Annotated in this window: 15 protein-coding genes; 12 read left to right on the top strand and 3 right to left on the bottom strand. The window is 62.4% G+C overall.

Annotated elements, in window-relative coordinates:
* Positions 1–42 precede the first annotated feature (42 nt).
* From ndk to dhaM, 4 genes are all read left to right on the top strand, one after another.
* Entirely contained in the window at positions 43–450 is a 408-nt protein-coding gene (gene ndk, locus H7E91_RS05995) for a nucleoside-diphosphate kinase (protein WP_241698427.1), read from the top strand.
* Positions 451–714: 264 nt separating this feature from the next.
* On the top strand, positions 715–1,716 hold the full coding sequence (gene dhaK / locus H7E91_RS05990; RefSeq protein ID WP_182354188.1) for a dihydroxyacetone kinase subunit DhaK: 1,002 nt from the start codon (positions 715–717) through the stop codon (positions 1,714–1,716).
* Between the two features lie 2 nt (positions 1,717–1,718).
* Complete coding sequence (gene dhaL, locus H7E91_RS05985; protein WP_182354187.1) at positions 1,719–2,348, top strand: dihydroxyacetone kinase subunit DhaL; 630 nt, start codon at positions 1,719–1,721, stop codon at positions 2,346–2,348.
* The gene (gene dhaM, locus H7E91_RS12100; RefSeq protein WP_206680365.1) at positions 2,345–3,034 is read left to right on the top strand and encodes a dihydroxyacetone kinase phosphoryl donor subunit DhaM; all 690 of its coding nucleotides are present in this window, start codon (positions 2,345–2,347) and stop codon (positions 3,032–3,034) included. The genes dhaL and dhaM overlap by 4 nt, the downstream gene beginning before the upstream one ends.
* 314 nt (positions 3,035–3,348) lie before the next feature.
* Here dhaM and H7E91_RS05975 read toward each other — a convergent pair whose 3' ends face one another.
* Positions 3,349–3,756 (bottom strand): arsenate-mycothiol transferase ArsC, encoded by a 408-nt coding sequence (locus tag H7E91_RS05975; protein WP_182354186.1) that lies wholly within the window; start codon positions 3,754–3,756, stop codon positions 3,349–3,351.
* 387 nt (positions 3,757–4,143) lie between these two features.
* On the opposite strand from H7E91_RS05975, the gene H7E91_RS05970 reads away from it, so the two are divergent.
* From H7E91_RS05970 to H7E91_RS05945, 6 genes are all read left to right on the top strand, one after another.
* On the top strand, positions 4,144–4,509 hold the full coding sequence (locus tag H7E91_RS05970) for an ArsR/SmtB family transcription factor (protein ID WP_182354185.1): 366 nt from the start codon (positions 4,144–4,146) through the stop codon (positions 4,507–4,509).
* On the top strand, positions 4,509–5,549 hold the full coding sequence (locus tag H7E91_RS05965; protein ID WP_182354184.1) for a permease: 1,041 nt from the start codon (positions 4,509–4,511) through the stop codon (positions 5,547–5,549). The genes H7E91_RS05970 and H7E91_RS05965 overlap by 1 nt, the downstream gene beginning before the upstream one ends.
* A 27-nt stretch (positions 5,550–5,576) precedes the next feature.
* Positions 5,577–5,816, top strand: a complete 240-nt coding sequence (locus H7E91_RS05960) for a thioredoxin family protein (protein ID WP_182354183.1) — start codon at positions 5,577–5,579, stop codon at positions 5,814–5,816.
* Positions 5,817–6,090: 274 nt separating this feature from the next.
* On the top strand, positions 6,091–9,651 hold the full coding sequence (gene smc / locus H7E91_RS05955) for a chromosome segregation protein SMC (protein ID WP_182354182.1): 3,561 nt from the start codon (positions 6,091–6,093) through the stop codon (positions 9,649–9,651).
* Positions 9,652–9,713: 62 nt separating this feature from the next.
* Positions 9,714–9,950 carry a hypothetical protein gene (locus tag H7E91_RS05950; RefSeq protein ID WP_182354181.1) on the top strand — a complete coding sequence of 79 codons (237 nt, stop codon included), beginning with the start codon at positions 9,714–9,716 and terminating at the stop codon, positions 9,948–9,950.
* 252 nt (positions 9,951–10,202) lie between these two features.
* A complete protein-coding gene (locus H7E91_RS05945) occupies positions 10,203–10,832 on the top strand; it encodes a nucleoside/nucleotide kinase family protein (RefSeq protein WP_182354180.1) in 630 nt (209 codons plus the stop codon).
* 127 nt (positions 10,833–10,959) lie between these two features.
* On the opposite strand, the gene H7E91_RS05940 is transcribed toward H7E91_RS05945, so the two are convergent.
* Complete coding sequence (locus H7E91_RS05940) at positions 10,960–12,150, bottom strand: glycine C-acetyltransferase (protein WP_182354179.1); 1,191 nt, start codon at positions 12,148–12,150, stop codon at positions 10,960–10,962.
* A complete protein-coding gene (gene tdh, locus H7E91_RS05935; protein WP_182354178.1) occupies positions 12,147–13,220 on the bottom strand; it encodes an L-threonine 3-dehydrogenase in 1,074 nt (357 codons plus the stop codon). Before tdh ends, H7E91_RS05940 begins: the two co-directional genes overlap by 4 nt.
* 345 nt (positions 13,221–13,565) lie before the next feature.
* On the opposite strand from tdh, the gene ftsY reads away from it, so the two are divergent.
* Both ftsY and rbsK read left to right on the top strand, forming a co-directional pair.
* Positions 13,566–14,747, top strand: coding sequence for a signal recognition particle-docking protein FtsY (ftsY, locus tag H7E91_RS05930; protein WP_241698426.1), 1,182 nt, complete (start codon positions 13,566–13,568; stop codon positions 14,745–14,747).
* Positions 14,748–14,786: 39 nt separating this feature from the next.
* A complete protein-coding gene (gene rbsK, locus H7E91_RS05925; protein ID WP_182354177.1) occupies positions 14,787–15,713 on the top strand; it encodes a ribokinase in 927 nt (308 codons plus the stop codon).
* The last annotated feature ends 88 nt before the right edge of the window (positions 15,714–15,801 follow it).

Raw genomic sequence — 15,801 nt, 5'->3', positions numbered from 1 at the left:
AAGTGCCAGACCGGCCACCAGGCAGTCGTTAAGCTGATGGGCATGGAAAAAACACTGCTGCTCATTAAACCGGACGGGGTCAAGCGCGGCCTCGTTGGCGATGTCCTTGCCCGCGTCGAACGGAAAGGCTACACAATCGGCGCCCTCGCGATGGTCAACGCGACCGAGGACCTTCTTGGCGAACACTACGTAGAACACCGGGAGAAGCCGTTCTTCCCCGAACTTGTTGAGTACATGACGGCCGGCCCGATTGTCGCCGCCATCATTGAGGGAGCCCGCGTCGTCGAGGGCATTCGCTCACTGTGCGGATCGACCGAGCCGACCGCCGCGGCTCCCGGCACGATCCGTGGAGACCTCGGTCGTGATTGGGGCAATGGCCAGATCGAGAACATCGTCCACTCGTCCGACTCTGTCGAATCTGCTGAGCGCGAGATCTCCCTCTGGTTCTAGAGCAGCCCGTTCCATCCATCCCGCCCCCTCTCACGAGGGGGCTTTCCACTGGAAACGGCCGACGAAAGCCAACTCGCGCGCTGTTTCGACGACGTGCCCGCGCTCTGCGTCGCACAACCTCAAACACGCCGCATGAGGCCATAAAACGCCGTTGACCGGCCGTTTCAGCCGTGAACGGAGAGGGGTGCTATCGCTCCTCATCGGATGTCGCGTGAGCGTATAGTGTGGAGTGGCACACTATCCGTCTGGTCCAAAGGAGTCCCAGTGAAGAAGCTCATCAACGATCCGCAGAATGTCGTCGTCGAGTCAGTCCGCGGTTTCGCCGTCGCTCACTCTGATCACGTGACTGTCCACGAAGATCCTATGTTCGTCGCACGAGCCGAAAAGAAGGAGGACGGCAAGGTCGCCCTCATTTCCGGCGGCGGATCGGGCCACGAGCCCCTCCACGCGGGTTTTGTCGGCTTTGGCATGCTTGACGCAGCCGTCCCAGGGGCAGTCTTCACGTCGCCAACCCCGGATCCAATCCTCGCCGCGACGCAGGATGTCGACCGCGGCGCGGGCGTGCTCCACATCGTCAAGAACTACACGGGCGACGTCCTCAACTTTGAGACAGCCGCCGAACTCGCCGAGGCCGAAGACATCAAGGTCACCTCCGTCATCGTCAACGATGACGTCGCCGTCGAAGATTCGCTCTACACGGCGGGACGCCGTGGCGTCGCCGGCACGATGCTCGTCGAGAAGATCGCTGGCGCAGCAGCTGAGCGCGGCGACGACCTCGAATCGGTGACTGCAGTCGCCCAGCGCGTCATCGACAATGTTCGTTCCATGGGCGTGGCGCTATCGGCATGCACGGTGCCTCACGCCGGGACGCCGTCGTTCGAGCTTGCCGAGGACGAGGTCGAGATCGGCATCGGCATCCATGGCGAGCCCGGTCGTCACCGCATCCCCATGGCGACAGCGGACGACATCACCGACCAGCTGGTCGACCCGATCCTCAAGGACCTCGACCTCAAGGACGGCGACAAGACCATCGTCCTCGTGAACGGCATGGGAGGTACACCCCTGTCCGAGCTCTACATCGTCTACGGCCGTGTCGCCAAGCGGCTCAAGGACCTTGGTGTTGACGTGACCCGTTCCCTCGTCGGCTCCTATGTCACGAGTTTGGAGATGCAGGGCTGCTCGGTCACCGTTCTTCGTGCGGACGACGAGATGATCGATCTGTATGATGCACCAGTGAACACGGTGGCGTACCGAAAGGGAATGTGAACATGACACTTGGCAAAGAGTGGGCGATCTCCTGGATCGAGGGCTGTATTGACATGGCCTCCGAGCACCGGGTGGAGCTCATCGAACTCGACCGTGCCATCGGCGACGGCGACCATGGTGAGAATCTCGACCGCGGTTTCACGGCAGTCAAGGCCAAGCTGTCCGATGCCGATGTCGCGAACGCCGGTGATGTCCTCAAGCTCGTCGCCACGACCCTCATGTCGACCGTCGGTGGTGCCTCAGGGCCCCTGTACGGAACTGCCTTCCTCCGCGCTTCGAAAGAGGTGACAGCTGACAACCTCGGCCCGCGTGACCTCGTAGCCATGCTCGAGGCGGGGCTCGCTGGCATTCAGGCCCGCGGTAAAGCCGAGGAGAACGAGAAGACCATGGTCGACGCATGGGCGCCTGCTGTCAGAGCGGCAGAAAAGGCTGCCGATGATGGTCTCGCACCCGAAGCAGTCCTTCGCGCCGCGGCTGACGCGGCACAGGCTGGCGCAGTGGCCACCGGCCCGATGAAGGCGACGAAGGGACGCGCCTCCTATCTCGGGGAGCGCTCGATTGGACACCGTGACCCCGGAGCAACGTCGAGCGCCTACATCCTGGAGGCGGCTGCGAAGGCAGGAGAGAAGTGACCGTTAGTGTCGGTCTTGTCCTCGTCTCCCACTCGGATCTGCTGGCCAGGGGTCTCGCGGAGCTCGCTGGCCAAATGGCCCCCGATGTCTCGGTCATCCCCGCGGGTGGCTTGGATGACGGAACCATCGGCACGTCCTACGAGAAGATCGAGGGTGCGATTAAGGAGCTGCGTTCACAGCGCCTCTCCGTGCTTGTCTTGACCGACATTGGCTCGGCAACGATGACCGTCGAGGCGGTCCTCGAAGCCGACGAGGACCGCGAGGTCGTCTTTGAAGATGTGCCCTTCGTTGAGGGTGCTGTGGCTGCCTCGGTCTCCGCCCAACAGGGGGGCGACCTGTGGGAGGTTGCGGCAGCCGCGACCGCATCTGCCGCCATCTTCGTTGAGAAGATCGACACCGATCCAACGCCGGAGCGCGACGGGGAGGATGCCAACGGTGTCTTCAAGCGCGAGGTTGTCGTCGCGGACGAGGAGGGCCTCCATGCTCGCCCCGCCGCGAAGGTTGCCGCGCTCGCAGGACAGTTTGAAGGCGAGATCCTCATCAACGGTGTCCCGGCGGACTCCATCATGTCCATCATGTCTCTCGGCATTAAGAAGGGTGAATCCGTCACGGTGACAACCGACGATGCGAAGTGCTGGAGCGGTGTCGACCGGATCGCTGAAGCGATCGCGGCCGGGCTCGACTGACGGGTGTACGACATGGTCTGGGGCGAGGAACTTGCCCCAGACCATTCTTCTGTGCGCCGGTGCCCTGGAAGGTTGGGGTCTGCGTGAGGATTCCCGACCACCTCCCAGGCGCGCATGGCTGATGACCTCCCCAACACGTGCCACGCGAAGGCTTACGGCAAGGAACGCGACCGCAGCCGATATGCATCCGCGCTCGTTATGCCTTGTCGCACGTACTGAGCATAGTCACCCTTTTGAGCTCGATGAGCGAGTCAATGTTGCACTGATGCCGATAGCCTGAAATCCGCCCTCCGATGGTGAATTCTCGGTGGACGTCAGGCCGTGGCCAGGGCGCGTTCGAGAAGGTCCTCGACGCGAATCCGAATATCGTCACGAATTCTCCGCACCTCGTCGATCGGTTGATGTGCAGGATCGTCGATCGGCCAATCCTCGTATCGCGTGCCCGGGAAGATCGGGCAGCTTTCCCCGCATCCCATCGTGATGACCCAGTCCGATGCCTTGACGTCTGCGGGGTCAAGCTTCGATGGTTCGGACGTCGGCTCGAGACCGATCTCCCGAAGAACGGCCACCGCTTCTGGGTGGGCTTCGGAGGCCGGTTCCGTCCCTGCAGATAAGACCGTCACGTGGTGAGGAGCGAGCGATCGCGCGATCGCGGCAGCGATCTGCGATCGCCCGGCATTCTGGCGACAGGCGAAGAGAATCGTGATCGGTGTGCTGTTCATGAGCGATTCCTGGCGTTCGAGCTTACAAGCGGGCAAGCGGAAATGAGAGGTGTGGTGTCTGTTCGAGCGACTAGTTCATCGTTGCACGTACGTGTCCCTGCAAGGACCACGCGTCGGCGGCGTTCGGCGGCGTGGACGTACCCGATTCGCAGGTCATCGCACGACGATAAGGCATCCCATCGACGTTTGTCGACGATGTGGCCTTCCCAGGCTTCCTCGACTCGTTGAGCGAAAGCGCGCGAGAGGCCGGCGGCGGCGCGGAGATAGCTGTCGGGGTGTCGAGGAGTCTGCGAGTCTCGACTGAGGAGGTCATCATGGCCGACTCCTCAGCGCTCGCAGGGCCGATGGTCCTGAAACGAGAGTGTCCTCTGGTTTTATAGTTCAACCATGACTGATTCAATTCTTGTTGATGTGACGAGAGGCTCGTCGGATGTGGAGGAGGATTCCCTGCGGATTCTCAGTGCCATTTCCGACCCCGTGCGATGGTCGGTCTTACGGCGACTGAGCCGCCAAGCCGAATGCGTGTGCAATCTCCAGGAAGCCCTCGAGGTGGCCCCGAACCTCCTGAGCTACCACCTGAAAGTGTTGCGAGATGCAGGCCTGGTGACAGCAACGCGGCGCGGCAGGTGGATGGACTACGCTCTCGCCCCCGGCCTCTACGACATCCTCATCGGTGCTCTTCCAGTCACGGATGTCCGACACGTAGCGCCCTGTGCCGACACGGATGGCACAGAACGTTCGGTGAACTGCTGATGTCCACGACCACGACCCCGGCCACCGGCCGCCGGCTGGCACTACGCCTCGCACTCGGTGGCGCCGCCTGGGTCGGGCTCTATGCGCTCAACGAGGTCCTCTGGGACGTTGTCTTCACACGGTGGTTTGGCCTGGATGTGGATGACCGTGTCGTCGGCGCGGTCCATTTCTTCTTGTTTGACGTGTCGAAAATCTTGCTCCTGCTTGCGGGAATGATTTTCGCAATCGGACTGCTTCGAACAACACTCAGGCCGGAGCGGGTTCGAGCATTCCTCGAAAGCAAACCGCTGTGGGCGGCGCTTATGCTCGCCGCGCTCTTCGGGGCCGTCACACCGTTTTGTTCCTGCAGTTCCATCCCCCTTTTCATCGGGTTCGTCGGCGCAGGAATCCCCCTTGCCGTCGCACTCACGTTCCTCATCGCCTCGCCCCTCGTCAACGAAGTCGCCGTCGTGCTCCTGGCCGACACCTTTGGGCTCGTGTACACGATCGCCTATGTTGCGGCAGGCCTTACTGCTGCGATTGCCATCGGAGCCGTACTCAGCAGGTTCGATCTCGACCGATGGGTGGAGCCATTCGTCTTCAATTCCGCAGTCGTGCGCGTCAATGGAAACGGTGCCAAGCCCACCTTGCGTGACCGTGTCGACGCCGCCAAAGAGGAAACTGCCGACATCTTTGGCCGTGTGTGGATGTGGGTCATCCTCGGCGTCGGAATTGGTGCGATCATCCACGGCTGGTTACCCACCGACTTCTTCGCTGAACACGCGGGCCCCGATAATCCATTCGCGGTCGTCATCGCGACGTTCGCGGGAGTACCTCTCTACGCCAACGCTGCAGGCGTCATCCCCATCGCCGAAGCGCTATGGGATAAGGGCATGGCAGTTGGCACGGTGTTCTCGTTCATGATGGCAACAGTCGCCCTCTCTCTGCCCGAGTTCATCCTTCTCAAGCAGGTCCTCAAACCACGTTTGCTCGTCATCTTCTTCGGATCCGTCAGCCTCGCCATCGTGACGATCGGATTCGCCTTCAATATCGCCGCCTGATAAATCACCCCTCCCGAAAGGTTCACCATGCACATCAAAGTCCTCGGCCCCGGCTGCAAGAATTGCGTCAATCTCGAAAAGAACGCGAGGGCAGCCATCACCGACATGAACATCGACGCAGAGATCACGAAAGTGACCGACTACGCAGAGATCGCGGCCTATGGAGTTATGTCGACGCCAGGCCTCGTCGTCGACGAGCACGTCCTCGTCTCGGGTCGAGTCCCAAAACCAGCAGAGATTAAGACGCTGCTCGCTAACCTCACGTGAAATCCCACAGCATCGGGTGCAATCGGGTGTAGAGCTCTGCATCCGTCGCTGACGGCAGGAGTGATCCGGCGAAGGATGGTTCGCCGGCCTGCCCACGAGCACAGTCGAGCTCTCGCGCGGACTGTGCAGTTCAGCCGGGTGAGTCTGGACTCGCAGGATGATGGCTCGGCTGGCTGGTTTGTCGGCGGAAGACGACCGTGTCGACGGCCATCTGCGTGACCCGCGCCCCACGACCAGCCAGCCCGTATCCTCTTTGTGGCATATCCTTGAACCCGTGCATCTCAAACAGTTGACGCTTCGCGGTTTTAAGTCCTTTGCGGCCGCGACGACGCTCACTTTTGAGCCCGGCATCAACTGTGTCGTGGGCCCAAACGGGTCGGGCAAGTCGAACGTCGTCGACGCGCTGGCGTGGGTCATGGGGGAGCAGGGCGCGAAAACTCTGCGCGGTGGCACGATGGCGGACGTTATCTTTGCTGGCACTGCACACCGGCGGGCGCTGGGCAGAGCCGAAGTCTCTCTCACAATCGACAACTCCGATGGGGCGTTGCCGATTTCGTACACGGAAGTGACGATCTCTCGCACTCTGTTCCGCTCGGGAGGGTCCGAGTACGCGATTAACGGATCACCCGTTCGCCTGCTTGACATCCAGGAACTCCTATCCGATACGGGGATGGGGCGGGAGATGCACGTCATCGTCGGCCAGGGCCAGCTCGACGCTGTACTGCAGGCCACTCCGGAGGAGCGTCGATCCTTCATCGAAGAGGCTGCAGGCGTCCTCAAGCATCGTCGGCGCAAAGAGAAGGCACTGCGCAAGCTCGAGTCGATGACCGGCAACCTTAACAGGCTGTCCGACCTCACGGCGGAACTGCGCAGACAGCTCGGCCCGCTCGCGCGGCAAGCCCAGGCGGCCCGTAGCGCCCAGGTCATTCAGGCTGACGTGCGAGATGCTCAGGCCCGCCTCCTCGCGGACGACATCGCCCAAGTCCAAGCTCGTCTCAGCGCGGCTGCGGAGGATGAATCGAGGATGGCGAAGACTCGCGACGAGCTCGCGAGGCAGCGTAGCGCCGTTCGTCATGACGTCGCGCAACTCGACGAGCAAAGGGCGAAAGCCAATCCCATCATCGCCGACCTCACCGAATCATGGCAGCGGCTGTCGACTCAGGCTGAGCGGTTCTCGTCACTCGTCAACCTTGCCAGTGAACGAGCACGGTCCCTGTCGGTCCAACCTGACGTGCAGCGCCGCGACAGCCCCGACGAGTTGCGAGCACGGGCCGCGTCGGTGCGCGCAGATGAGATGGAGCTCCAGCACGCAAAGGAACGTGCCGAACAGACACTGCAAGCCGCGGTCGATCGCCGGGCGAAAGCAGAGGACGTCGAGCGCGACCTCGATCGGGAGATCTCTGCACTCTCTCGTGCACTTGCCGATCGACGGGAAGACGCTGCACGACTGTCCGGCCGCATCGTTACCGCGACATCGCGGGTCCAATCGCTGACCGAGGAGCAGGAGCGCGTCGAATCAGCTCGCACCGCCGCTCGGCAGAGAGAGGCCGAGGCGCAGTCGAAGGTTGCCGCGGCAGAAGAATCGATCGTTGCTCACGACGGCGGCAACGATGACCTGGCGAAGGCGCATGAGGAGCTCGCGGGCGAGCTTGCGGCTGCGAAGCATGCTCTCGCGTTGGCCCGCGATCGCCAGTCCGACGCGCGGACTCGGCGCGACATCTCCCACACTCGTGCCGAGACTCTCACACTGTCCCTTGAACCCGAGGACGGCTCGGTCGATGTGCTCGACAATGTCCCGGGAATGACGGGCTGGCTTCGTGAGTCGCTTGAGGTTACTGAAGGCTGGGAGGCGGCCGCCGAGGCGGCTCTGGGTGACGCTGCGAAAGCACTGACGGCAGAAAGTGTCGACGCCGCCATCGCCGCCATCCGCCACGTCCGCGACGGCGATCACGGCAGAGTCGTTATTGCCGTCGAACAGCATGCGGGCGGGGCTGACAATGGCGGCCTTCTCGACGAGGCGGCTCAGGCCGCCGTCGATGCGGTTGGCGTCGACGAGCGCGACGCAGTTCTTGCATCACATGCAGTGACAGGATGGCCGGGAGTGGGATTTGTCCTCGCCGGCACGGTCCTTGCCGCTGATCTCACGCTCGCTGGCAGGCTCGTCGCCGCGGGGGCGCCGCGGGTCGTGACACGGGATGGGGATTCGATCGGGCCCGCCGCGGCGAGCGGAGGGACTGTCGCCGAGGCCTCGATCCTCGCCCGCCAAGCCGCCGCACGTGCCGCCCATCTTGAAGCCGAGAAGGCGGCGCACGATCTTGTCGCCGCAGCCGCCGAGGTCGAGAAGGCGCAGGCGGCTCTCGATGACATCGAGGGTCGGGCAGCCGCCGCCAGCGCGGACATGCACGCCCGGGATTCTCAGCTCGCGGCAGCCACGGCCGAACTCGGGGTGCTTCGCCAGTCCCTTGCCGCGGCGCGCGCCGAGGTCGAGCGGAACACGGCGCGGCTCGAGACGATTGCCGCCGAGCTTGCCGCTCGAAGGGACGAACATGCCTCCCTTGTGGCGGACCAGAAAGCTCAGGACACAGATCCGAAGGAGCTTGAAGGGAAGCTCGCAGCAGTCCAGGAGAGGAAGAGCACCCGGCACGCAGAGACCGTTGCTGCACGTTCCGAAGAGACGGAGGCGAGGCTCGCACTGCGGATCGCACAAGAACGCGTCTCAGTGATATCCGGGAAGGCGGACGCACTCGAGCGGCACGCACGCGCTGAAGAAGCCCGACTTATCGAGGAGCAGCGCCGCCAGTCCCGGCGCGCGCACCACGCCCGCATCGCACTCCAGGTCGCGGACCTAGCGGCGCGGACTCTAGAACGCGTCGAAGGAGCCCGCGATACGTCGGCACGAGTACGCCGGGAAGCGGAGTCCGGCAGAGCGGACCGCGACGCCGCCCTCATCGAGGCTCGCAGGCGCCTCGACGAGATCGATGAGCGGATCGCTGAGTTCGATGAAGCGGCGAACAGGCGCGACATTGCGCGAGCTGAGCACCGTATCCGCCTCGATCAGCTTGAAGAGCGAGCCCGCGCTGATCTCAGCATGGATGCCGATAGCCTCGTGGCCGAGTATGGGCCGCTCGTCGATGTGCCAACAGAGGATGGTTCGGCCCCCTATGTGCGTCAGGAGCAAGAGAAGCGGCTCGTTCAGGCGCAACGGAAACTTGCTCGGCTCGGCAAGATCAATCCTCTCGCTCTCGAAGAGCACGCAGCTCTTGAGGAGCGGCACACGTATCTGTCGGACCAGCTAGATGATTTGCGCCGATCCAAGGCAGATCTCATCCAGATCGTCGCTGACATTGATGAGCGCGTGCAGTCCGTGTTGACGGATGCTTATGCGGACGTGCAAGAGGCGTTCGTTCACGTGTTTTCTACGCTTTTCCCCGGTGGTGAGGGCAGGCTCGTTCTCACAGGCGATGATCCGCTGACGGCTGGGCTGGAGATTGAAGCGAGGCCCGCGGGCAAGAGGGTCAAGAGGCTCTCGCTCCTGTCGGGTGGCGAGCGGTCGCTCACGGCGCTGGCGTTCCTTGTTGCGATCTTCAAAGCCCGGCCGTCTCCGTTCTATGTTCTCGACGAGGTCGAGGCGGCACTCGACGACATCAACCTCGGTCGGATGCTCACGATGTTCAACGAGCTTCAGGACTCATCCCAGCTCATCGTCATCACCCATCAGAAGCGGACGATGGAGATAGCGGACACGATCTACGGTGTGGCTATGAAAGAGCACGGGGTTTCTACCGTCATCTCACAACGATTGAAAGGACTGCGTCCCGAAGAGGCTACTTTGTGACAGTTTGGTCACCAACCATGGTTGAGGTCGATAAAACTCGAGGCCACAGCCATAATGGGAGTGTGACCACTCTCGGAATGATCCTCGCAACAGCAGGCCTCGTCGCCCTCATCGTCGCCGTCGTCCTGCTCGTTCGCCGCGACCCCGACGCCGCCCAGGTGTGGGATGAGACGCGCGATTTTGTTCAGGAGTCGTACACCGCTCTGCGCAACAAGGAGCTCGGGAGCCTCGAGGACAACATTGACGATGTGTCACTTGGCGAGTTCTTTGTCCCTCACAACAGCGGGCGTCGTAGCTAGCAGGCAGTAGTCCTCTCACCCCGCAGAGCGGGGTGATTCTTTGTCGTGCAACGTCATTGTGGACACATCCGGTTGAAGAGGCTCAGTTCACTGAGCATGGACCGTTGACGTACGTCGATTGTGCCGAACGAAACACATCGCCTCTGCCCTTCGGATGACTCAACCAACCCCGCATCGTTGTGCTGAGCACCGAGTTCGAGATCTCAGCTGTGGGCGACATTAGGATAATGCTGTATCCGACGAAGGAGCCCCATGCGATCGCAATCTGGTGCGGACACCACTGTTGACGAACTGATCCGGGCCGCCCGAGCCATGGCCGGGCGGCGCACGATCCTCGGCATCGCTGGCGCACCGGGTGCAGGCAAATCCACTCTCGGATCAACCCTCGCCGACGCGCTCGGCGACCAGGCCGTTGTCGTGGGGATGGACGGTTTTCATTACACCAACGATGAGCTGGTGCGCCTAGGACGCAGGGACCGCAAGGGAGCCCCCGATACCTTCGATGTTCATGGCTACATCGCGCTACTCACCCGGCTCCGGGACGACAGCGTCGACATCTATGCTCCTGCCTATCAGCGCGGCGTCGGTCACTCCATCTCCGGGGCGGTCCGAATCCCAACCACGACACCATTGGTCATCACCGAAGGTAACTACCTCCTGCTCGAAGACGGACCGTGGTCACAGGTCCGCAGCCTGCTCGATGAGTGTTGGTACGTCGACCTAAATGAGAAGCTGAGGATCGAGCGGCTCATCGCCCGTCACATCGACTCCGGAAAAGAGCCCGACGCGGCTCGCGACTGGACCCTCGGCCCCGATCAGGCCAACGCGGAACTCGTCGCGCGGAGTCGGAGCAGGGCGGATCGAGTAATCGTCCTGCCGTAGCTGGGCATCATGAGAGCCGAAATTTACGAACGGATAACTGTCGACTGCGATCGTCCACGATCCCCAGGCGCGGCCTTAACGATGAGGTGGGTGGTGCGGACGTCCGTCCGCACCACCCACCGCGCTTTTAGCGATGAGCGACCCTGTCGCGCGATGCGATGAAGGCATCGACACACGCATCGACGTCGGCTTCCGAATGGGCGGCGGAGAGCTGGACGCGGATGCGGGCACGGCCCTGTGGCACGACTGGGAACGAGAAGGCGATGACGTACACCCCGAGTTTGAGCATGTCCTCCGCGATCGCGCTTGCCTGGCGCGCACCGTCCTCACCCGGGAACATAACGGCAACGATCGGATGAGAGCCGGGAAGTAAGTCGAAGCCCGCCTCCGTCATCCGGGAACGGAAATGTTCAGCATTCTTCGTCAAGCGCTCGCGGAGATCATCGCCCTCCCGTGCTAGACGTAGCGCTGTCCGAGCGCCGGCGACGAGCGAGGGTGCGACAGCGTTTGAGAAGAGGTAGGGGCGGCCGCGCTGCTTGAGAAGCTCGACGACCTCACCTGTGCTCGCAACAAAACCGCCCGATGCACCACCGAGGGCTTTGCCGAGCGTTCCTGTCACGATGTCGACTCGGTCAGACAGGCCAGCATGCGCCGGGGTGCCGGCGCCATGGGATCCGAGGATGCCGGTGGCGTGAGAATCATCGACGGCGACGGCGGCGCCGTACTGCTCGGCGAGAGCGGTGATCTCCGCAAGCGGCGCAATGTACCCGTCCATGGAGAACACTCCGTCGGTGACGACGAGAATCCGGCGGGAACCCTGGGCGTCCTTTAGACACTGCTCCAGCTCGGCCATGTTCCTGTTCTCGTACCGAAACCTCTTCGCCTTCGATAAGCGGACGCCGTCGATAATGGAGGCATGGTTGAGAGAGTCGGAGATGACGGCATCCTCATTCCCGAGAAGCACCTCGAATAAGGCCCCGTTCGCATCGAAAGCCGACGGGAAGAGGATGGCGTCCTCCGTTCCGAGAAACTCGGCGATCTCCTTCTCTAACTCACGGTGCTGGGTGTGAGTCCCGCAAATGAATCGGACAGATGCAGTGCCGAAGCCCATGCCGTCCAAGCCCTCATGAGCGGCGGCGACGACCTCTGGATGGTTGGCGAGCCCAAGATAGTTGTTGGCGCAGAAGTTGAGGGCAGGCCCCTGGACAGTCGTGATGTGGGCACCCTGCGGTGAGGTAAGGAGGCGCTCCCTTTTCGTTAGCCCAGCGGCCTCAATCTCGTCCAGCTCATCCCTGAGCTCATTGCTGAAGTTCATCATGCGTTTCTCCAATCGATGAGGACTTTACCGGCGGAGCCAGACGCTGCGGCCTCGAAGGCCTTGTCCCAGTCATCCGCCGAGAATCTGTGGGTGATGAGTGTCCGAAGTGCTTCACGGAGCGGCTCAGAGGACAGCAGGATGGTCGTCGCCGTGTACCAGGTGTCGAACATCTGCCTGCCGTAGACGCCCTTGATGGTGAACATGTGGGTGATGACCCGGTTCCAATCAATCTCGTACGGTGACCCGGGCAGGCCGAGCATAGCGATTTTACCGCCGTGGGTGAGGCTGTCGATGATCGACTCCATCGCTTTCGGGCTACCCGACATCTCGAACGCGACGTCAAAGCCCTCCCTCATGCCGAGCCGGCGCTGGACCGAGTCGAGACTCTCCTCCGCGGGGTTAACGAGCTCGACTTCGCCGTAGTTCTCGAATGCTCGGCGGGCCAGATCGAGGCGAGTAGGAGAGATGTCGGTGAGGACCACGTGCCGCGCGCCCGCGTGCCGAGCAATGAGGGCGGACATGATCCCGATCGGTCCCGAACCGGTGATGAGGACATCCTCGCCGGTCAGCGGATACTGGAACGCTGTATGGACGGCGTTACCGAACGGATCGAACAACGCGCCCAGTTCAGGGTCGATTTCCGGTGGCTGCACCCAGACGTTGTGTGCGGGCACGGTGACATAGGTGGCGAACGCCCCGTCCCGATCCACGCCGACGGAAGAGGTACGGATGCACATGTGATGGCGGCCGCCACGACAATTCCGGCACCTGCCGCACACGACATGCCCCTCGACGGAGACAAGGTCACCGACGCGGAGGACATCAGCCCGATCGTCCTGCTCGACACCGTCGCCCAGCTCAACGATCTCGCCGAAGAACTCGTGCCCGATGATCTGGCCGGGGGAGACATGTTCGGCGGCAAAATCATCCCACGAACGAATGTGGAGGTCTGTACCGCACAGGCCGGCCCAGTGAACTTTGATCTTGACCTCGCCCGCTCCAGGCGAGGGTTCGGGAACATTTATGAGCTCTAAGCCGGGCCCCTTGGCTGGCTTAATCAGAGCACGCATTTATACCTCCTCGTAGCGATAGGACCACACTAGCGGGAAGGAGCACGCTCGCTCGCGGGGGAGTTGAAGACACGTGCTCCTTGCACTGGAGCCGCACCGCTCGTCGCAACGGAGCGTCGCACGCAACCTGTCGTGCGGTTGCGAACCTTGTGGGCCGCCGTCGCAGGGAAAAGTGCCGCCGCAGGAGCCTGCACCTATGGACGAAATCCAACATCCCCTTTTCCACAGGATGTGCCCGACATCGTGACCAGGTTTGGGGATGGGAATTCGATGTCAGCTGGGGTCGCTGAGGCTCGGGGAGCTCGACCGGTGTACTCGGTCAGCATTATGGGCGAAACTGAAGCTATGACAGAAACGCTCATCATCATTTTCGCAGTCGTCCTCGTCCTCGTCGCGGGCGTTGGCCTGTACGCCGGTTCAAAACGAAAGAAGTCCGACACGTTCCGGCTCGACGAGTCGGTCACCCCGGTCCTCACAGAAGAGGAGGCGAAGGCCCTCGAGGATGGAGAGGCCACAGTCGCTGACGAAGCGGTGCCGATCGGCGATGAGCCGGTGGACCCGGATACGTTCACGGCCACCCTCGAACGGCCAGAATCCGTTCCCTCCCGTATGGAGCGACTCCGGGCTCGACTTGCTCGCTCGGGGGGCATGGGCAAGGCCCTGCTCGCCATCCTTTCCCGCGGCGACCTCACCGAGGATGACTGGGATGAGATCGAGGAGACGCTTCTCACCGCAGATGTCGGCCTTGAGGCGAGCGATGAGCTCATGGAGAACCTACGCACTGAAACGAAGGTGCGCGGCACGAGCGACCCCGCTGTCGTCCGCGACATCCTGCGCGAGCAACTTCTCGCTCTTGTCGACCCGGGCCTCGATCGCACCCTCGACACGACGGCCGGCATCGGCGAAGACGGCAAGCAGCATCCGGCGACAATCCTTGTCGTTGGTGTTAATGGCACCGGTAAGACGACAACGATCGGCAAACTGGCCCGCGTGCTTGTTGCCGAAGATCGCAGGGTGCTCCTTGGTGCGGCCGACACATTCCGGGCGGCGGCTGCCGATCAGCTTGCGACGTGGGGCGAACGTGTCGGAGTTGATGTTGTCCGCTCCGACATCGAAGGCGCCGATCCTGCCTCTGTTGCCTTCGAAGCGGTCGCGGAGGGGCGCCGCCGGCAGACCGATGTCGTCATCGTCGATACGGCTGGCAGACTTCAGAACAAGGCCAATCTCATGGACGAGCTGGGCAAGATCAAGCGCGTCATGGAAAAGCAGGCCCCGGTCCGTGAAGTCCTCCTCGTCATCGACGCGACAACGGGGCAGAACGCCATGTCCCAGGCGAAGATCTTCTCCGAGGTTGTCGGAATCACCGGCATCGTCCTTACAAAGCTTGATGGAACCGCCAAGGGCGGCATCGTCATGAATGTCCAGCGCACTCTCGGCGTTCCTGTCAAGTTTGTTGGACTCGGGGAGGGCGCGGACGATCTGGCCCCGTTCGATCCGGAGGGTTTTGTCGACGCCCTCATTTCCTGATCGTCGCGTCTAAGAAGTCTAATTCTGGAAAGGAACAGTGTGGATATCGCCGTCGTCGGATCAAACAACGTTGACCTCATCACCTACATTGATCGGATGCCGAAGCTGGGGGAGACGCTTGAAGCTCCCGACTTTGAGATGGGACCGGGCGGCAAAGGTGCGAACCAGGCCGTCGCCGCCTCCCGGCTGGGGGCACAAGTTCGCATGGTCACTCGAGTGGGGAGCGACATCTTTGCTGCGAGCACGGTGAAGAACTTTGCCGACAACGGCATCGACACCGAGTGGGTGCTTGAGACAGACGGCCCGTCGGGGGTGGCGCCGATCTTTGTCGACAAGGACTCGAACAACTCCATCGTCATCGTCAAGGGCGCCAACGGTCTTCTCACTCCCTCTGACGTCGAGGATGCTGCGGAGGCGATCGCCGCGTGCAAGCTACTCGTCCTTCAGCTCGAGATCCCACTCGAAACTGTTTACGCTGCGATCGATCTCGCGGTCGAAGGTGGCGTCCCCGTGCTACTCAATCCCGCGCCCGCAGATCCCGCACTGGACATGGCCTATGTCGGCCGGTGCACGTATTTTGTGCCCAATGAGACCGAACTGTCCCTGCTCGTCGGACAGGACTTATCGTCGCTCGACGACATCACAGAGGCGGGCCGGGAGCTTCTGGCGAAATCGGAGCTGGAGAATCTTATTGTCACGCTCGGCTCCCGCGGCTCGCTGTGGCTCACCGAGACGGAGGACGTCCTTATCGAGGCTCACAGTGTTGCCGCTGTCGACTCAACCGGAGCCGGCGACGCCTTCATCGGCTGCTTCGCCACCCGGATCGTCCAGGGAAGCGATATCCCCGAGGCGATCGCGGAAGCCTCTCTCTACGCGGCGAACTCCGTGACGAAGCGGGGCACCCAGTACTCGTACGCCACGGCCGCCGAGTTCGAGGAGTGGAAGACCGCCACGACCGGCAAATAGGGAATTCTATACTGATCTCGCAGCCGACGAATCGGCCGGGGCGCTCGACCAACGGGTTCACCACGAGAGACGAGACTCATGACCGCGG

Origin of the sequence: Flaviflexus huanghaiensis (genome assembly GCF_014118685.1) — a bacterium.
Taxonomy (GTDB): domain Bacteria; phylum Actinomycetota; class Actinomycetes; order Actinomycetales; family Actinomycetaceae; genus Flaviflexus; species Flaviflexus huanghaiensis.
Note: the sequence above shows the minus strand (reverse complement) of the source record. Positions and strands in the feature narration are given on the sequence as shown.